Genomic DNA, 17,596 nt, shown 5'->3' with positions numbered 1-17,596 from the left:
GGGGCACCACCACCGATGAGAAAGGCGCGACGATGCGCATCTTCGACCCGCACATCCACATGACCTCCCGCACCACCGACGACTACCAGGCGATGTTCGACGCCGGCGTCCGCGCGGTCGTCGAACCCTCCTTCTGGCTCGGCCAGCCGCGCACGAACGTCGGCTCGTTCACGGACTACTTCGACGCCCTGATCGGCTGGGAGCGCTTCCGCGCCGCGCAGTTCGGCATCCGCCACCACTGCACCATCGGGCTCAACCCGAAGGAGGCGAACGACCCGCGCTGCCGGGCCGTCCTGCCCGAGCTCGACCGCTACCTCGCCAAGGACGGCGTCGTCGCCGTCGGTGAGACCGGCTACGACTCGCTCACCCCCGAGGAGGACCAGGTCTTCCGCCAGCAGCTCGAGCTCGCCGGCGAGCACGGCCTCCCCGCGATGGTGCACACCCCGCACCGCGACAAGGAGTCGGGCACCCGCCGCACCCTCGAGGTCGTCGCCGACTCGGGGCTCGAGCCCGGGCGGGTCCTCGTCGACCACCTCAACGAGGTCACCGTCGACGCGGTCCGCGACTCCGGCTGCTGGATGGGCTTCTCCATCTACCCCGACACGAAGATGGACGAGACCCGCCTGGTGACGCTGGTCGAGCGGATCGGGCTGGACCGCGTGCTGGTCAACTCCGCCGCCGACTGGGGCCGCTCCGACCCGCTCACGACCGCGAAGACCGGCCGCCTCCTCCTCGTCGCCGGCTTCAGCGCGGGCGACGTGGACCGGCTGCTCTGGCAGAACCCGGTCGAGTTCTACGGGCAGAGCGGACGCCTGGACCTCTCGCCCGTCGCGGGCTTCGACGTGCAGGAGTCGGCCGGCCGCACCTTCGAGGGCAACTCCGTGCTCCGGGGCGCCCCGCGCGTGGCGGAGGTCGTGTGATGCACCTCTCCTACTGCACCAACGTCCATCCCGCCGAGGACCTGGCCGGAGTCGTCCGCCAGCTCGACGTCTACGCCGGACCCGCGCGCGTGGCCGCCGGGCTCGCCCTGGTCGGAGTCGGCCTGTGGATCCCTCGCGACCTCGCGGCCCGCCTGGTCGCCAGCGCCGAGGACCGCGCCGTCCTCCGCGCGGCCCTGCAGCGCAACGGCCTGGAGGTGCGCACGCTCAACGCGTTCCCGTACGCCGCGTTCCACGCCGAGGTCGTGAAGCTCGACGTCTACCGCCCCGACTGGACCACGCCGGAGCGCCTGCAGTACACGATCGACTGCGCGCGGATCCTGGCCGACCTGCTGCCCGCCGGCGCCGACGGCAGCATCTCGACGCTGCCGCTGGGCTGGCGCGAGGGCTGGGGACGGGAGCAGGACGAGGCCGCCTGCCGCAACCTCGCCCGGCTCGTCGAGGAGCTGCGCGACCTGCGCCGCTCCACCGGCCACGCGATCCGCCTGGCGATCGAGCCCGAGCCCGGCTGCATCCTCGACACCGTGGACGACGTCGTCGACTGGCTGCACCCGCGGATCGGAGTGGTCGACCCGGCGTACGTGGGCGTGTGCCTCGACACCTGCCACCTCGCCGTCTCCTTCGCCGACCCGGCCTCGGCCGTCCGCCGCATCCGCGACGCGGGCCTGCGCGTGGTCAAGGTGCAGGCCTCGGCCGCGCTCCACCTGGAGGACCCCTCGGGCCGCGCCGCGCTCACCCCGTTCGTCGAGAAGCGCTATCTGCACCAGACCCGCGAGAACGGGATCGACGGAGTGCTCCGCGTCGACGACCTGCCTGAGGCGCTGGACACGCTCCCCGGCACCGGCCCGTGGCGCGTGCACTTCCACGTGCCGCTGCACCACCGGCCGGAGGCGCCGCTCTCGGCGACCACGGCCGTCCTGGCGGAGGCGGTCTCGGCGGTCGACGCCGCCTGGCCGTACGACGAGATCCACCTCGACGTCGAGACCTACACCTGGTCGGTGCTCGCCGACGCCCCGAGCGACCTCTCGACGGGCATCGGCGCCGAGCTCGCCTGGGCGGCCGCGCACCTGCTCACGCCCGCCTCCCGAGAGGCGCTGCTGGCGCCCCTCCTCCCGCAGGCGGCGGCGCTGTGAGGCCCGTGCTGCTGCTCGACGTGGTCGGGCTGACCTCGACGGCGCTCGCCGACATGCCCCGCCTCTCGCGGCTGGCCCGCGGGGGCGGGCGCCTGCCGCTGGACACGGTCCTGCCCGCGGTCACCTGCAGCGTGCAGTCGACCATGCTCACCGGCTCGATGCCCGCGCAGCACGGGATCGTCGGCAACGGCTGGTACTTCCGCGACCTCGGCGAGGTGCACCTGTGGCGCCAGCACAACCGCCTGGTCACGGGGGAGAAGGTCTGGGAGACCGCACGCCGGCTGAGCGGGGAGCCGTACCGCGCGGCCAACATCGGCTGGTGGTACGCGATGGGGGCGACGACCGACGTCACCGTCACTCCGCGCCCGATCTACCACGCCGACGGCCGCAAGTCGCCGGACGCGTACGTGCGCCCGCCGGCGCTGCACGACGAGCTGGTCTCGCGCTTCGGCGCCTTCCCGCTGTTCCAGTACTGGGGGCCGACCGCGTCGCTCCGCTCGACCCAGTGGATGGTCGACGCGACCCGGCACGTGCTGGCGGGCGACGGCTCCGGCCCGCCCGAGCTGACCACGGCGTACCTGCCGCACCTCGACTACGACCTCCAGCGCTTCGGACCGGACTCGCCCGAGGCGCGCCGGGCCGCGTCGGAGCTCGACGTGGTGCTCGCTCCGCTGCTCGACGACGCGGAGGCGCTGGGCGCGTCGGTGATCGTGGTCGCCGAGTACGGGATCGCCGACGCCGACACCCCGGTCGACGTGAACCGGGCGCTCCGCCGCGAGGGCCTGCTCGAGGTCTACGTGCAGGACGGCCGCGAGCAGCTGGACCCGTGGACGTCGCGCGCGTTCGCCGTCGCCGACCACCAGGTCGCCCACGTCTACGTGCAGGACGCGGCGGACCTGCCGCGGGTGCGCTCGATCCTCGAGGGGCTCGACGGCGTCGACGAGGTGCTCGACCGGGAGGCGCAGGCCCGCTACGGCCTCGACCACGAGCGCTCGGGGGAGTTCGTCGTGGTCGCCCGGCCGGGGGCGTGGTTCACCTACTACTACTGGCTCGACGACGACCGCGCGCCCGACTTCGCCCGCGGCGTCGACATCCACCGCAAGCCCGGCTACGACCCGGCCGAGCTCTTCTTCGATCCGGCCGACCCGCTGGTGAAGGCGAAGGCGGCGGGCAACCTCGCCAAGAAGGCGCTGGGGCTGCGCTACGCGATGAACCTGGTGCCCCTGGACGCGTCGCTCGTGCGCGGCACGCACGGGAGGCTGCCGTCCTCGTCGGCGGACACTCCGCTCGTGCTGGCCTCGGACGCGGACCTGCTTCCGGCCGGAGCCGCGTCGCTCCCGGCCACCGCGGTGCGCGACCTGGTGCTCGCGGCGCACGGCCCGGCCCTCGCGAAGGAGGCGTCGGCGCTCGCGCGCTGAGGGAGGGGACGCCCGGCGGCCCGCGCTCGTGTGCGGGCTGCCGGGCTCTGAGGGATCAGCCGGGGTCGCCGCGGACCTTGAGAGCTCAGGCGAGCTCGCCGCGGGCCGCAGCGGGCTCAGGTCCTCGCCGCGGATTCAGGTCCTCGCCGCGGGCTTCGTCCGGGCCGCCGGGCGGCTCAGCGCGGCACGAGCCCGGTGAGCCGCGCCGTCAGCCGCTCGACGGGGCCGGCACCGAGGAACCGCCACCACAGCACGGCGGCCGTGCACGAACCGAGCACGAGGGCGAGAGCGGCGAGCGGAGTGTCGGCGGAGTAGCCGAGGCCCGCCCGCGCGAGCGCTGCGACGAGAGCCACCTGCAGCACGTAGACCGAGAGCGCGAGCGTGCCGATCGCCCGGAGCGGCACCAGCAGCCGCTGGACAGCGGGGGAGCGCGACGTGGTCGACAGCACCACCGCGACGTAGGCCAGGAGCACGAGCCCGAGGTCGTGCAGGGTGTCCGGGAGGCTGCCGGAGGGCGACTCCACGCCGAGCAGGAGCGCGACCAGCGGCCGCACCGGGTACGCGACGACCGCGACCGCCGCGAGCGCCGGCAGCAGCCGGTCGCGCTGCGCGCCGTGCCGCAGCAGCAGGGCTCCGAGGAGGAAGAAGGGGAGCAGGTTGGTCGCGCGGTAGCTCGGCCCGGTGAAGAGCCAGAGGGCGAGCGGAGAGCCGGATGCGGCGGCGGCGACCGCGGCGTTCGCGGGCCCGGCGGCGAGCGCGAGCACGGCGGCCAGCGCGGCGATCGTCCGGGAGCGGAGGAGCAGCAGCGGCGTGCCGAGCACGAGCACGACGCCGAGGTACTGCAGCACGATCGCGATCCAGCTGCCCCAGGTCTCGAGCCAGACGCCGAGCGCCACGAGCACCGCGCCGCGGATCGCGTTCCGCAGCAGCACCCGCCCGGGGGAGGCACCGGGCCGCGCGAGCACCAGGGCCGCCGACATCCCCATCACCAGCGCGAACAGCGGCGACGCGAGATCGTTGACGTTCCACGCCAGGAACCCGACGACCCCCGTGCGCGCGCTCGGCACGAGCGGCATCGCGTGCGCGACGAGCATGGCCGCCACCGCCACTCCGCGCAGCACGTCGGGGGCGACCAGTCGGTCGTGCCGGAGTCGCGGAGCCGTCGCAGTCATCCCGCGAGAGTAGGCGCGCCCCCGCCGCCGCGCCCCGCGCGAGCGCACCTCGCGCCACCGGCCGTCCGCCGGGCCGACCGGCCGCGGCGCCGCCCGCCCCGCCCACGGGCGGCCGCGGCGCCGCCCGCTCCGCCGACGTGCGCTGCTGTCCGCTCCGCTCCGTCGGTCCGGGCCTCCGGCGGCCCGCTCCCACCCGTCGCTGACCGGCCGCGGCGCCGCCCGCTCCGCCGACGTGCGCTGCTGTCCGCTCCGCTCCGTCGGCCCGGCCTCCGGCCGCCCGCTCCGATCCGTCGCTAACGGCCCGTTCCGTCCTCCCGCACGGGCCGTTCGTGACGGATCGACGCCCGGCGCCCTCCGGCAGGCCCGCGCTCGCTCCGCATGCGGCGCCCAGTCGCGCCCGGCCCGCGCCGATCCGTCGCGAACGGCCCGTCCTGCGCTCCTCCGCGGGCCGTGAGCGACGGATCAGCGCCCACCCGCGCCGCCGCCTCGCGCGGATCCCCGCCGCGATGCCCCGGCCTCGCCCCGGCCTGCTCCGATGCGTCACGAACGGCTCCTTCCGTCCTCCCGAAGCGACCGTTCGTGACCCTTCGACGCCCGCTCGTCCGCACGCGCGCCCGCGCCGCCGCCTCGCGCTCGGCGCCGCCGCGACGTCCCGGCCTGCTCCGATGCGTCACGAACGGCTCCTTCCGCCCTCCCGAAGCGACCGATCGTGACCCCTCGACGCCCGCCCGCCCGCGAGCGGCCTGCACTCGGCCCGCACCGAGCACGACCGGGCATGCTGGACGGATGACCGACGCCGCCCCGTCCCCCGACCGCCCGCGCCGTGCCCGCAGCCAGCACGTGCTCACCGTGCTGCGGACCGAGCGCCTCACCGGCCACCTCGTCCGCGTGCACCTCGGCGGCGACGGGCTCGACGCGTTCCTCACCGAGTCCGACCCCGAGCGCCTCGCCGCGACCGACCGCTACGTGAAGCTCCTGCTCCCGCCGCGCGGCTCCGACCTCCAGCCGCCCTTCGACCTCGACGCGCTCCGGGCGAGCGTCGCCCCCGAGCAGCTGCCCGTGCGCCGCACCTACACCGTCCGCTCGGTCGACCTCGAGCGGCGCTCGATCGCCGTCGACTTCGTCGTGCACGGCGACGAAGGGGTGGCGGGACCGTGGGCGCTCGCCGCGACTCCCGGTGACCGGATCGCGCTCTCCGCGCCCGGCGGCGCCTGGTCGCCGAGCGCCGACCCCGAGGTCGTGCACCTGCTGCTCGGCGACGACTCCGCTCTGCCGGCGATCGCCTCCGCCCTCGAAGGGATGCCCGCGCACGCCCGCGGCCTCGTCCTGATCGAGGTGGACTCGGCCGCCGACGAGCTCGATCTTCCCGCTCCGGCCGGAGTGGAGGTGCGCTGGCTGCACCGCGGCGGTCTCGAGGCCGGCCGGGCGCTGGTCGTGGCCGTGCGGGCCGAGCCGAGGCTCGAGGGCGTGCTCGAGGTCTTCGCGCACGGCGAGCGCACGGCGATGAAGCAGCTGCGCGCCCTCCTGCAGGACGAGTGGGGCGTGGAGCGCCGGGCGCTCTCGCTCTCGGCCTACTGGGCTCTCGGCCGCGCCGAGGACCGCTTCCAGGCCGAGAAGCGCGAGCCGGTCGGCGCGATCTTCGCCGACTGACGCGGGAGCGCACTCCGTCCGCACACCTCCGGGAAGGGACCAGGTCACGATCACCACCCGGGACGGCTCGAGCCGCGAGGTCCCCGTCGACTCCCTCTACCGCCCGTGAGCGGGCCGCGGCACTCCCGTTCGGACGGGCCGGAGCGGGAGGGGACGGGTGCGCGCGTCCTGTCCACGCGCTTCACCGACGTCCACTCCCTCGACGAGGGACCGGTGGACGGCACTCCGCTCGTGCTCGTGCACGGCTTCCCCGACGTCCCCGCCACCTGGGACGGCGTCCTGGAGCTGCTTCCCCCCGGGCTCCGGGTGGTGCGCCCCTTCCTGCGCGGGGGCGGGCGGACCCGTGTCGTCGACCCCGGGGCGCGGTCCGGGCAGGTGGCCGCGCTGGCCACCGACCTGCTCGATCTCCTCGAGGCGCTCGACCTCGGGCCTGTCGTGCTCGTCGGCCACGACTGGGGAGCGCGGACCGCTCACGCCGTCGCGGCGCTCGCGCCCGAGCGGGTCGGCGCACTGGTCACCCTCGCCACCGCGTACGGACCGTCGAGCGAGCTGAGCGGCGGCGAGGTCCTCGACGACGCCGCCGCGGCCTGGTATCGCTACTGGCTCTGCACGGCCGCGGGAGCGGAGGCGTTCCGGGGCGACCCGGCGCAGCTCGTCCGCTGGGCCTGGCGGGAGTGGTCGCCTCCGGGCTCCCTCCCGCCGGAGGCCCTGGAGGAGGTCCTCGCGGCGACGGCGACCAGCGGCTTCGCCGACACGGTCGTCGACTACTACCGGCACGGCGCCGGGGAGGCGCCCGGCCGGGCCGTGTACCGCGCCGCGCAGGAGGCCCTCGACGCCTGGCCGCGCATCGACGCGCCGACGACCTTCCTCCTCGGGACGGCCGACGGCTGCGAGACGCCCGCCCTCGCACGGGCGAACGGCCGGTACTTCTCCGCAGGCCGGGAGCTGATCGAGCTCGACGGCGTCGGCCACTTCGTGCAGCGCGAGGCCCCCGGGTCGGTCGCGGCCGCGATCCTCGGCACCTCCGACCGGTCGTCCCCTCACCCGCGCCTCCCGTGACGCGCTAGAGCGTCTCCGGCCGCGGACGGTCCGTGCCCACCCCGCGGACGCTCCTGCTGGAGGCCGCGAGGAGCGAGGCGACGAGGACGACCGCGGCGCAGCCGAGCAGGGTGCGGTCGAGCCCGACGAGGTCGGCGAGCGGGCCCACGAGCGCCTCCCCGAGCGGCACGGCGAGGAAGGAGCCGACCATGTCGTAGGAGTAGACCCGGGCGAGCGCCTCGCGGGGGACGTGGGTCTGCAGCGTCTGGTCCCAGGCGATGGCGAAGATCTCGAGCGCGACTCCGCCGAGGGCGAAGGCGAGGAGGAGGGCGGGGAGCGCCGGGAGGATCCCGAGGGCGGCGACCGGGACGGCCGTCACCGCCATGAGGGCGACGCCCGCCCCCAGCGCACGGCGGGGCCGCCAGCGCAGCGCGATCACGGCCCCGATCACCAGGCCGACGGTCTGCGCGGCGATCACGAGTCCCCATGCCGCTCGGCCGAAGGACCGGTCGGCGACGACCGGGCCGAGGACCGTGGTCGCGCCGACGAACGCGGCGTTGACGGCGGTGAACTGCGCCACGACGATCCACACCCAGCGCCGGCTCGTGAACTCCCGCCACCCCTCGCGGAGGTCGGCGAGGGCGGAGGCGCCCTGGCCCGAGCGGACCGTCCGCGGCGGCCGCACACGGGAGTAGAGGACCGCGGCCAGGGCGAAGCCCGCGGCGTCGACCGCCAGCCCCCACCCGGGACCCACCAGTGCGACGAGCGCGGCCCCGCCCGAGGCGCCGACGATGCTCCCGGCGTTCAGGCCCAGGCGGAGCAGGGCGTTGGCCGGGCGGAGCTCGCCGACCGGCACCGTCTCGGGGACGAGGGCGGCCGCGGCGGGCAGGCTCATCGCCGCGACGGCGCCGTTGAGCACGCTGAGCACGACCAGGGCCGCGACGGTCGCCGTCCCCGTGATCACCGTCACGGCGACCGCGGCCTGAGTGGCTGCTGCCGCGAGCGAGGTGCCTACGAGGATCACGGAGCGGGGGATCCGGTCGGCGAGGACGCCGCCGAGCAGCAGGACGGCGACGTTGGCGAGGGAGCGCGCGGCGACGACGAGTCCGAGGTCCGTCGGCGAGCCCGTCAGGTCCAGCACGGCGAAGGCCAGGGCGATCGGAGCGACGGCGTTGCCGAGGACGCCGGTCGTGCGGGCGGCGAGGAGCCAGCGGAAGGGGCCGTGGGCGAGAGGACCGTACGCCAGCGGCCCGCGCCCGTCGCGGGTCACGGCCGGCGGAGCGGGAACATCGCGGTCGTCATCGACACCGGCGCGGTCCCGGGGGTCCTCGGCGGCCGGGCCGCCGCGTGCAGCAGCGCGGACGCCTCCCCGACGTGCCGCACCACCCGCCGCCAGACCTCGGGGTCGACCCAGAGCTCCGCGTCCGTCGAGAGCTGAGGACCGTCCGCCCGGCTCGACGAGCGCCGCCGGAGCTCCTCGATCAGGGCCTCGAGGTGCAGGTCCCGCTCCTCCTCCGGCCCGGCGTCCACCGACGCGGTCACGTCGAAGGGCCTTCCGGAGGCCTCGTGCCGGTACCTCTTCGCCTCGCCGCCCCGCAGGCGCACGGTCTCGACGACGGCCACGAGCCCGGCGCGCTCCAGCACGCGGAAGTGGTAGCTCGCCGTCGCCTGCGACAGCTGCAGCTCGCGGGCGGCCTCCGCGGCGCTCATCGCCGCTCCCGTCACCAGGGACAGCAGGCGGAGGCGGATCGGATGCGCGGTGGCGCGCAGCTCGTCGAGAGAGGACATGCGGCCATGGTGACCGGCGGCTCCCGCACCGTCAAACAGGGCTTTGGGGGTGGGGCGGCGCTCACCGGGCCGCTCCGGTGCACATCGGGCGGCGCTCGCCGGGCCGCTCTGACGAGCGATCCGGAGGGCCCACCGCTCTCCCCAGCGATCAGGGAGCGGGGCCCGGAGTCGTCCTCCGGGCCCCGTCGCTCAGACCTGGGCGGTGCCGCTGTCCTCGACCGGGCCGGACGCGTCCGACTCCTCGGTGATCTCGGTGTCGGTCTCGTCGGCGCGGTCGCGGAGCGCGTCGGCCATCGCGCCGGCGCCCTCGGCTCCGTGGTCGTGCTCGACCTGGTCGATCAGGCCGCCGAGCTTCTCGTCGTTGCTGGCGTCCTCGGCTCCGTCCATCACGGGGCTGTTCTGCTCGTTGTCGCTCATGGCGCTCCTCCTGGGTCGACCGGCCTCTGCGCCGGTGGTCCGACGCTACGCGCGCGGCCCGTGCGGTGCAGGTGATCGACGGGAATCGGCCAGTCCGGTATCGAGCGCTCGATGGGCGTTCCCGGTCATCTCCGAGTCGAGCGGATATCGCTTTCCACCCTCCGGAGAAGTGAGCGGATATCGCCTGTCGAATGAGCCCCTATCGCTTTCCGGCGAGGTGAACAGTTCTCTCAGAGAAGTGCCCCTCGGAGACCCTCCCTGCTATGATCGGGCGACTTCTGCACCAGGGACCGGGGGGTCGTTCTCGGCGGACGATCGATCATCCACACGCCTGTTATCCCGATCATCACCAGTGAAGGCGCGTATGGCTTCGTATCTCTTCGTCTGCTCCGGCGGCGGGCATCTCAAGGAGATGTTCGCGCTCTCGGGGCTCCTCGGAGTCGACCCGGAGGAGCAGCACTGGGCGACCGTCGACAGCGCCCTCAGCCGCACCCTCCTCGCCGACCGGCGCGTGACCCACCTCGCCGATCCGCCGCCCCGCGCCGTGGTGCCGGTGCTCCGCAACGCGATGATCGGCCGCTCCCTGCTGGCCCGCGGGTCCTTCGACGCCGTCTTCAGCACCGGCGCCAGCCCCGCCCTCTCCTTCCTGCCGCTCGCGGCCTCGCGCGGCATCCCCGCGCACTACATCGAGAGCGCCGCCCGCGTGCTCGGCCCGTCGATGACCGGTCGGATCCTCGCCCGGGTCCCCGCCGTCTCGACCTACACCCAGTACCGCTCGTGGGCCGACGACCGCTGGAGCTTCGGCGGCTCGATCTTCGACACCTACCGCGTCGAGGACGTCGTCCCGCAGCCGATCCGCCGCGCCGTGGTCTCGGTCGGCACGCAGGACGGCTACCCGTTCCCCCGCTTCTTCGCCGCGCTCGCGCCGCTGCTCGAGGGCGTGGAGGTGCTCTGGCAGACCGGGGCGAACGACGTCTCCGGTCTCGGGATCGACGGCCGCCACTCCGTGCCGCACGACGAGCTCAACGCCGCGATGAAGGCGGCCGACGTCGTCATCGCGCACGGGGGAGTGGGCACCGCGCTCAGCGCCATCGAGCAGGGCCGGGTGCCGATCCTGGTTCCGCGCCGCGCCTCGTTCGGCGAGCACGTCGACGACCACCAGGTGCAGATCGCCACGCGCCTGGCCGACTCCGGCCTCGCGGTCACCGTCGACATCGAGGGCCTCTCCCGCGAGACGCTCGAACTCGCCGCGGCGAGGCGGGTCGTCTCCGCCGATTCCGCCGTGCCCTTCGTGGTGCACGAGACGGCCGAGAAGTCCTCGGGCCTCTCCCGCCGACTCTTCCCCTCCTCCCGCTGATCCCCGCCCGAGCGACCAGACGTGATGAGAACGACATCCACGCGTCATCCGCGGCCCGTACACTCTCGAATGGGTTGGGGGGCCGGACGTCACTTCATGTGCGTCGAATTCGGAATGGTCGGCCGACTCGACACTGATGGCGAAAGCTCCGAAGGATTCTCGATATGACTGACACCCCGCGCGGCCTCTCGCGCCGCCTCCTGCTCGCCGCCTCCGCTGTCGGAGCCGCCGCGACCGCCTCCGCGCTGGTGGCGACCCCGGCGCTCGCCGCGCCGAACTACAGCGTGATCCCGAGGCTCCCGGGCGAGGTCTCGCGCCTCGCCACCAATTTCTCGAGGAACGGCAAGAAGCCGTACGAGGTCATCGACGTGAAGATCGGCAACGACCTCACTCAGCTCTTCGTCCCGCACTCGGCGAAGCCGGGATCCGGCTCCCCGGTTCCGGTGGCGTGGTTCTACCACGCCAGTGGCAGCGCCTACACGGCGCTCTACAATGCGTACAACTACTCGGCCGATCCGCTCGTCGATCTGGGCTTCGTCAGCATCTGCCCGAACTTCGGCGGCCCGAGCAACTACACCAACCCCACGGCGCTCGCCGTGCAGACGGCCGCCACGGCCTGGGTGCAGAGTCTCTGGAACGTCCGCGGGAGCTTCCTCCGCTCGAACTCCGGCGGCGGAGCGATGATGTGCTGGGCCTACGCGAAGAAGATGGTGCCGAACATCTACGGGGCGTACCACGCCAGCAGCGTCTTCGACGTCGAGGACCTCGCGGCGCGCGACGACAGCCAGCCGAACCGCGTCCTCGCGGTGTACGGCGGAGACCGGGCGCTGATGCGCGCGACCAACCCCGCCCGGCTGCCGCAGTCCGCCTGGCAGGGCATGCGTCTTCGCGTCAGCGCCGGCACGGCCGACCAGCTCGCTCCTGCCGAGCTGCACGGCGGACGCCTCCGCCGCCTCGCGCTCCCCGTCGCCAAGGAGGCGACGATCGCGTATCACAGCAGCGACGGCTTCAAGGGTGGCCACACCGTCCCGCCCTTCACCAACAAGGACTCGGTCGAGACCTTCCGCCGCTGGCTCCAGGAGGGCCCCGCCTGATCCGCGGCAGGACCGACGCGACCCCTCCTCCCCGGGGGTCGGCGCCAGGGTCGAGCAGTGGAGGAGGAGGGCACGGCATCGCAGGCGTCCCAGCCGCCGAGAGGCGGCTCGCGAGGGCATCGCGATCCTCATCGAGGCCGACGGGACCACTCCCGTGAGCGCCGCACCGCCCGCCCCCTCCTCCACCACTCCGCTCCGACGCCAGAAGGACTCCCTGACGTGATCGACATCCTCCCGCGACGACTCCTCGTCGGCGCGCTCTTCTCGGTCGCCCTGGTGATCGTCCTCGGGATGGGGTACATCTTCTCGACCCGGGAGCCGGCCACCGGCCTCCTGGTGATCGCCGCCGGAGTCGGCGGCATCGTCGGCGCCTACGTGCTGCTGCGGGTCCCCGCGCACTGGCTGCCGGCGATGGCGCTCGCGTTCTTCGCGCTCGTCCCGACGCCGCTCACCCCCTCGACCCTGACGTTCCGCATGACGCTCTGGGCGGTCATCCTCGTGATCTGGGCGATCCGGCGCGGGCTCGCTCCCGAGCTGTGGCGCGCCCCCGTCAAGGCGTGGACCCGCGAGCTCGTGCTCTCCCCGTGGCGGGCCGTGGTGATCCTCGCGTTCATCGCCCTCATGCTCTGGTCGGCCGTGGCGACGGTGCGCAGCTCCTTCGCGAGCGAGGGCGTCTCATGGCTGTTCAGCTTCGCGATCTGCGTGGGCGTGCCGATGCTCGTCTTCGACGCCCAGCGCGAGGCCGTGCTGCTGCGCAAGACGTGGGTGATCCTCTCCGGGCTGCTCGCCCTCTACGCCGCCCTCGAGCTGGTCGCGCAGAGCTCCCCGATCCTCGGTGCCGTCTACGGCGCCCTCGGCTACGAGCAGGACCAGCACTGGTCGCTCTACCGCGCCGAGATCACCTTCGGCCACCCGCTGCTCGCCGGCACCTTCCTCACCGTGGGCGCCGGGCTCGCCTTCGGCTCCTGGCTCCAGGGCTCCCGCAAGTCGGACCTGCTGCTGGGCATCCTGGCCTCGGGCGGTGTCGTCGCGACCGTCTCGCGCGGACCGATGGCGGCCATCGCCGTCGCGGTCGTCGTCGCGCTCGTCGCCGTCGGCTTCCTCAACCCGGACCGCTCGCTACTCCGGCCCGGCTCGATCCTGATCGCCGGCCTCATCGCGGGCGTCGGAGTCCTGAACTTCGAGCCCGTCACCGCCCGCAACAACAACCTCGACGCCTCCATCTCGGCCGGCGCCCGCGACCTCGCGGTGACCGTGTCGCTGAAGGCGGCCGAGCTCACGCACTGGCTCGGCTCCGGAGCGGCGACGTCCGGGATCAGCGGCAGGCGGTTCTCGGACGTGGTCATCGAGAACTCGTTCCTGCAGCTGCTGATCAGCGTCGGCATCCCCGGCCTGCTGTTCTTCGTGATCATGGTGGCCGCGATGTTCGGCGCCACGCTCAGCCGTCGCGACGTCGGCCCCGCGGCGGGTCTGCTCGGCTTCATGGTCTGCCTCGCCGGCTACAACGCCATCGACGCGGTCCGCCCCAGCCACCTGCTCCTGGGCTTCCTCGTCATCATCTGCCTGAACCCGGTGCACGTCCCCGACTTCTCGAAGGGCATCCGGATGCGCCAGCCCCTCGGGGCGCGGATCTTCGACGCGCCGATGGCCGTCGGGATGCGGGGCGAGCGGTGAGCCGCCGCTCGCGCAGGAACGACTCGTCGCCGGCGGCGCTCGTCGTCCAGCAGTCGCTCGCGCCGCCGGACTCGACCACGCAGTACGTCGACTCGATCGTCGACGGCCTCGCGCCCGGCGTCGAGCTGCTGTTCTTCTCCTGGCGCAGCGCCCTGCTCGCCGACTACGACGTGCTGCACGTGCACTGGCCCGAGCTGATGATCCGCGGCCGCAGCCCGCTGCACCGCTTCCTGCGCCGCCGCGCCCTCGACGTGCTGCTGGTGCGCCTGGCGCTCCAGCGCATCCCGCTCGTGCGCACGGTGCACAACCTGCACCCGCACGAGCTCGGTCCCGCCGCCGAGCGCCGCTCGCTGGCCCGGATCGACCGCGCGACCGACCTGTTCGTCCGCCTGAACCCCACGACCGTCACTCCCGGCCGGGCGCCCGCCGTCACCGTGCTGCACGGCCACTACCGCGACCAGTTCGCGCAGCACCCGCTGCCCGAGCGCGAGCACGGCCGCGTCCTCTACTTCGGCATCATCCGCCCGTACAAGGGCGTCGTCGAGCTGATGGATGTGTTCCGCGGCGTGGAGGACGACTCCCTCTCCCTGCACGTGGTCGGCAGCCCCAGCACGGGCCAGCGCGAGCTGGTCGAGGAGCGGGCCGCCCGCGACACCCGGGTGCGCACCACGCTCCGCCGGGTCGACGACGCCGAGATGGTCGACGAGATCGGCCGGGCCGAGCTGATCGTCCTGCCCTACCGCGAGATGCACAACTCCGGCTCGATCCTGGTCGCCCTCTCGCTCGGCCGGCCGATCCTGGTGCCGCGCACGCCCACGAACACGGCCCTGGCCGAGGAGGTCGGCAGCGACTGGGTGATCGAGTACGACGGCGATCTCACGCCCGAGCTGATCACCTCCGCCCTCGAGCGCACGCGCACCCGTCCGCCGGAGGGGCTCCCCGCCCTCTCCGGTCGCGACTGGGACGTGCTCGGACTCCAGCTCAAGAAGGCCTACGAGGGCGCGATCGCCACCAAGAAGGGCTCGACCCGATGACCGGGACCACGCAGAAGCCGTCTCCGAGCCTCGGCCGCTCCGCGAGCCGCGGCGCCGCCGTCACGATCGGCGGGCAGGCGATCCGCATCGCCGTCCAGCTGGGCAGCATCGTCGTCCTCGCGCGCCTGCTCGCGCCGGCCGACTACGGCCTGCTCGCGATGGTCACGGCGATCATCGGCATCGGCGAGATCTTCCGCGACTTCGGCCTCTCCTCCGCCGCCATCCAGGCGAAGGAGATCACGCCGGGCCAGAAGAGCAACCTGTTCTGGATGAACGCGGGCATCGGCCTCACCCTCACCCTGCTGGTCATCGCGGCCTCGTGGCCGATCGCCGCCCTCTACGGCGACGACCGGCTCCAGCTGCTGACCGTCGTGCTCTCCTCGACGTTCCTCCTCAACGGGATCTCGACGCAGTTCCGCGCCGACCTCGCCCGGCACCTCCGCTTCGTGAAGCTCACCCTGGTCGACATCGTCGGCCAGGTGCTGGGCCTCGTGGTCGGCGTGCTGATGGCGCTCGGCGGCGCCGGCTACTGGGCGCTGGCCGCGAGCCAGGTCGTGCAGCCGCTCATCGGCGTGCTGATGCTGGTCTTCATCACGGGCTGGCGTCCCGGCCGCTACCGCCGCGGCGAGGCGATGGGCCACTTCCTCCGCTACGGAGGCGGCGTCTTCGCGACCCAGGCGCTGACCTACGCGAGCAAGAACGTCGACTCCGTCATCATCGGCGCGCGCTTCGGCCCGGTCGACCTGGGCCTCTACAACCGCGCGTTCCAGCTGATGATGCTGCCGCTGCAGCAGCTCAACGCCCCGGCGCAGCGCGTCGCCCTGCCCGTGCTCTCCAAGCTGCAGGACGAGCGCGAGCGGTTCCGCACGTTCATCCTCTTCGGCCAGTCGGCGATGCTGACGGTGATGGGCCTCGTGCTCGCCGTCCTCGGCTCCCAGTCCGACTCGGTCATCCGGATCCTGCTGGGGGAGCGCTGGCTCGCCTCGGTCCCGATCTTCCAGATCCTGCTCGTGGCCGGGTTCTTCCAGGCCACGGCGTACTGCTCCTGGTGGGTGTTCCTCTCCAAGGGCCTCGTGCGCCAGAGCGTCTGGTACAGCCTGGCGACCCGCCCGCTGATGGTCGTCCTGATCCTGCTCGGGTCCAACTGGGGAGTGACGGGCGTCGCGGTCGCGTACGCCGGCTCGCTCGCCCTCACCTGGCCGATCGCGCTGATCTGGATCGGCCGCACCTCCGACGCCCCCGCCCGCGAGATGTTCACCAACGGCCTCCGCAGCGGCATCGCGTTCGGCTCGATCACGGTCGGCTCCTCCTTCTCCACCGTCTGGATCGCCGCCGACCAGCCCGTCCTCCGCCTCCTCGTGGGCGGTGCCGCCGTCCTGGTCGGGGTCGGGCTCTGGATGCTGATCCTCCCCGCGTTCCGCCGCCAGATCCTCGGCCTCGCCGACCTGCGCCGCCACTTCCGCCGCAGCCGCCCGGCCGCCGCTCCCGCCCCGGCCACGGTCGACGCCACCAGCCCCACCGGTGACAGCGCGCTGGTCGACGGAGCCGTCACGGCCGGCACCCCCGACTCCGAGCGGCCTCCCGCCGCCGTTCCCCCCACCGAAAGAGATCGATGAAACTCAAGCTCGGCGTCGTCAAGTCCTGGAAGAAGGACTTCGTCACGACGACCCGCCTGCCCGCCCGCCGCGACGCGGCGGTGCTCCGCGCCGCCCTCGCGGACCTCCGACCCGAGCCCGAGTCGCACCTCGTGATCGCCGCTCCCGGCAGCGGCAACATCGGCGACCAGGCGATGCTGGAGGCGTTCCTCGAGAACACCACCGGTCCTGTCGTGGTCGTCCAGCGCTACGCCGGCGACGTCGTGATCCCCGAGGAGCAGGCCGACCGGGTCGAGGTCGTCGAGCTCCCGCACCTGGTCTACGGAGTGGGCGACGCGCACGCCGCCGACCTCCGCGCCTACGCCGCGCTGATCCGCCGCGCCCGCTCGGTCTCGGTCGTCGGCGCCGACATGATGGACGGCAAGTACAGCCTCCGCGGCTCGGTCCGCCGCTCCCTGCTCGCGCAGGCGGCCGCCGAGGCAGGGGTGCCCACGCGCATCCTCGGCTTCTCCTGGAACGCGGCGGCCCGCCTCGCCGCCCGCCGCTCCCTGATCGCCGCCTCACGCGCCGGCGTCGTCCCGATGCTCCGCGATCCGCTCTCGGCGGAGCGCGCCCGGAGCATCGGCGTGCAGCGCGTCGAGGAGGTCACGGACATCGTCTTCTCGGCGCGCACCCGCGACCGCAGCTTCCGCGAGGGGCTGGGACTGCCCGAGGGCGTCCCCTTCGCGCTCGTGAACGCGAGCGCCCTCGTCGCCGGCATGGTCGACCAGGTGCCGGAGTACGAGCGCATCGTCGACCGCCTCCGCGCCGCCGGCGTGCACGTCGTGCTCCTCCCGCACGTCTCCCGCCCCATCGGCGACGACAAGGTGGCCGTCCGCGCGGTCGCCGAGCGCGTGGGATCCGAGGGCGTCACCGTCGTCGACCGCGTGCTCATGCCCGCCGAGATCCGCGGCCTCGCCGAGGACGCCCTGCTGACCGTCACCGGCCGCATGCACCTCGCGATCATGTCGCTCTCGCTCGGCGTCCCCGCGATCACCCTCGCCACCCAGGGCAAGGTCGAGGGCATCATGCGCCTCATCGGCCTGCCGCAGCTGTGCGTCGAGCCGGTCCCCGGCTTCGCCGACCGCGTCCTCCCGGTGATCGACCGCATCCTCGCGGAGCCGGGCGACGGCGGCGTGCGCGCCACCATCGACGCGGCCATGCCCGAGGTGCGCCGCCTCTCGGCGCTCAACACCCGCGGCCTCGGCGCGGAGGTCGTGCGATGAGCGCGGCGCAGGAGAAGGGACCG

15 protein-coding genes are annotated in these 17,596 nt (G+C 73.8%); 11 read left to right on the top strand and 4 right to left on the bottom strand.

The window, feature by feature from the left end; genetic code table 11:
- Positions 1-32 precede the first annotated feature (32 nt).
- Genes C5C69_RS10395 through C5C69_RS10385 form a run of 3 tightly spaced genes read left to right on the top strand, consistent with a single transcriptional unit; the run spans position 33 to position 3,489 of the window.
- Positions 33-920 (top strand): TatD family hydrolase, encoded by an 888-nt coding sequence (locus C5C69_RS10395; protein ID WP_104222466.1) that lies wholly within the window; start codon positions 33-35, stop codon positions 918-920.
- Positions 920-2,071, top strand: a complete 1,152-nt coding sequence (gene eboE / locus C5C69_RS10390; protein WP_104226604.1) for a metabolite traffic protein EboE — start codon at positions 920-922, stop codon at positions 2,069-2,071. Before C5C69_RS10395 ends, eboE begins: the two co-directional genes overlap by 1 nt.
- Positions 2,068-3,489 carry an alkaline phosphatase family protein gene (locus C5C69_RS10385; RefSeq protein WP_104233534.1) on the top strand — a complete coding sequence of 474 codons (1,422 nt, stop codon included), beginning with the start codon at positions 2,068-2,070 and terminating at the stop codon, positions 3,487-3,489. Before eboE ends, C5C69_RS10385 begins: the two co-directional genes overlap by 4 nt.
- A gap of 176 nt (positions 3,490-3,665) precedes the next feature.
- Here the strand turns inward: C5C69_RS10385 and C5C69_RS10380 are convergent, their stop codons facing one another.
- Positions 3,666-4,661: a DUF418 domain-containing protein gene (locus C5C69_RS10380; RefSeq protein ID WP_104257856.1), complete on the bottom strand. Its 996-nt coding sequence runs from the start codon at positions 4,659-4,661 to the stop codon at positions 3,666-3,668.
- Between the two features lie 786 nt (positions 4,662-5,447).
- Here C5C69_RS10380 and C5C69_RS10375 point away from each other — a divergent pair.
- On the top strand, positions 5,448-6,311 hold the full coding sequence (locus C5C69_RS10375; RefSeq protein ID WP_104233536.1) for a siderophore-interacting protein: 864 nt from the start codon (positions 5,448-5,450) through the stop codon (positions 6,309-6,311).
- A 105-nt stretch (positions 6,312-6,416) separates the two neighbouring features.
- The gene (locus C5C69_RS10370; RefSeq protein WP_104257855.1) at positions 6,417-7,370 is read left to right on the top strand and encodes an alpha/beta fold hydrolase; all 954 of its coding nucleotides are present in this window, start codon (positions 6,417-6,419) and stop codon (positions 7,368-7,370) included.
- A 4-nt stretch (positions 7,371-7,374) separates the two neighbouring features.
- On the opposite strand, the gene C5C69_RS10365 is transcribed toward C5C69_RS10370, so the two are convergent.
- From C5C69_RS10365 to C5C69_RS10355, 3 genes are all read right to left on the bottom strand, one after another.
- On the bottom strand, positions 7,375-8,619 hold the full coding sequence (locus C5C69_RS10365) for an MFS transporter (protein WP_258067517.1): 1,245 nt from the start codon (positions 8,617-8,619) through the stop codon (positions 7,375-7,377).
- Complete coding sequence (locus tag C5C69_RS10360) at positions 8,616-9,137, bottom strand: helix-turn-helix domain-containing protein (RefSeq protein WP_104222473.1); 522 nt, start codon at positions 9,135-9,137, stop codon at positions 8,616-8,618. The genes C5C69_RS10365 and C5C69_RS10360 overlap by 4 nt, the downstream gene beginning before the upstream one ends.
- Positions 9,138-9,326: 189 nt before the next feature.
- On the bottom strand, positions 9,327-9,554 hold the full coding sequence (locus tag C5C69_RS10355) for a hypothetical protein (protein ID WP_104222474.1): 228 nt from the start codon (positions 9,552-9,554) through the stop codon (positions 9,327-9,329).
- Between the two features lie 364 nt (positions 9,555-9,918).
- On the opposite strand from C5C69_RS10355, the gene C5C69_RS10350 reads away from it, so the two are divergent.
- From C5C69_RS10350 to C5C69_RS10325, 6 genes are all read left to right on the top strand, one after another.
- On the top strand, positions 9,919-10,911 hold the full coding sequence (locus tag C5C69_RS10350) for a glycosyltransferase (RefSeq protein ID WP_104260670.1): 993 nt from the start codon (positions 9,919-9,921) through the stop codon (positions 10,909-10,911).
- A gap of 164 nt (positions 10,912-11,075) precedes the next feature.
- Positions 11,076-12,005 carry a S9 family peptidase gene (locus tag C5C69_RS10345; protein ID WP_104257853.1) on the top strand — a complete coding sequence of 310 codons (930 nt, stop codon included), beginning with the start codon at positions 11,076-11,078 and terminating at the stop codon, positions 12,003-12,005.
- 219 nt (positions 12,006-12,224) lie between these two features.
- Positions 12,225-13,679, top strand: coding sequence for an O-antigen ligase (locus tag C5C69_RS10340; RefSeq protein WP_104257852.1), 1,455 nt, complete (start codon positions 12,225-12,227; stop codon positions 13,677-13,679).
- The gene (locus C5C69_RS10335) at positions 13,676-14,713 is read left to right on the top strand and encodes a glycosyltransferase (protein ID WP_104249973.1); all 1,038 of its coding nucleotides are present in this window, start codon (positions 13,676-13,678) and stop codon (positions 14,711-14,713) included. Before C5C69_RS10340 ends, C5C69_RS10335 begins: the two co-directional genes overlap by 4 nt.
- Positions 14,710-16,329, top strand: coding sequence for a lipopolysaccharide biosynthesis protein (locus tag C5C69_RS17400; protein ID WP_104237959.1), 1,620 nt, complete (start codon positions 14,710-14,712; stop codon positions 16,327-16,329). Before C5C69_RS10335 ends, C5C69_RS17400 begins: the two co-directional genes overlap by 4 nt.
- Positions 16,326-17,573 (top strand): polysaccharide pyruvyl transferase family protein, encoded by a 1,248-nt coding sequence (locus tag C5C69_RS10325; RefSeq protein ID WP_104233543.1) that lies wholly within the window; start codon positions 16,326-16,328, stop codon positions 17,571-17,573. The genes C5C69_RS17400 and C5C69_RS10325 overlap by 4 nt, the downstream gene beginning before the upstream one ends.
- Positions 17,574-17,596 lie beyond the last annotated feature (23 nt).

The sequence above is a fragment of the Rathayibacter sp. AY1C7 genome (genome assembly GCF_002931865.1).
Lineage (GTDB): Bacteria > Actinomycetota > Actinomycetes > Actinomycetales > Microbacteriaceae > Rathayibacter.
The sequence above is the reverse complement of the archived record's forward strand: the minus strand, read 5'-3'. Positions and strand labels throughout refer to the sequence as shown.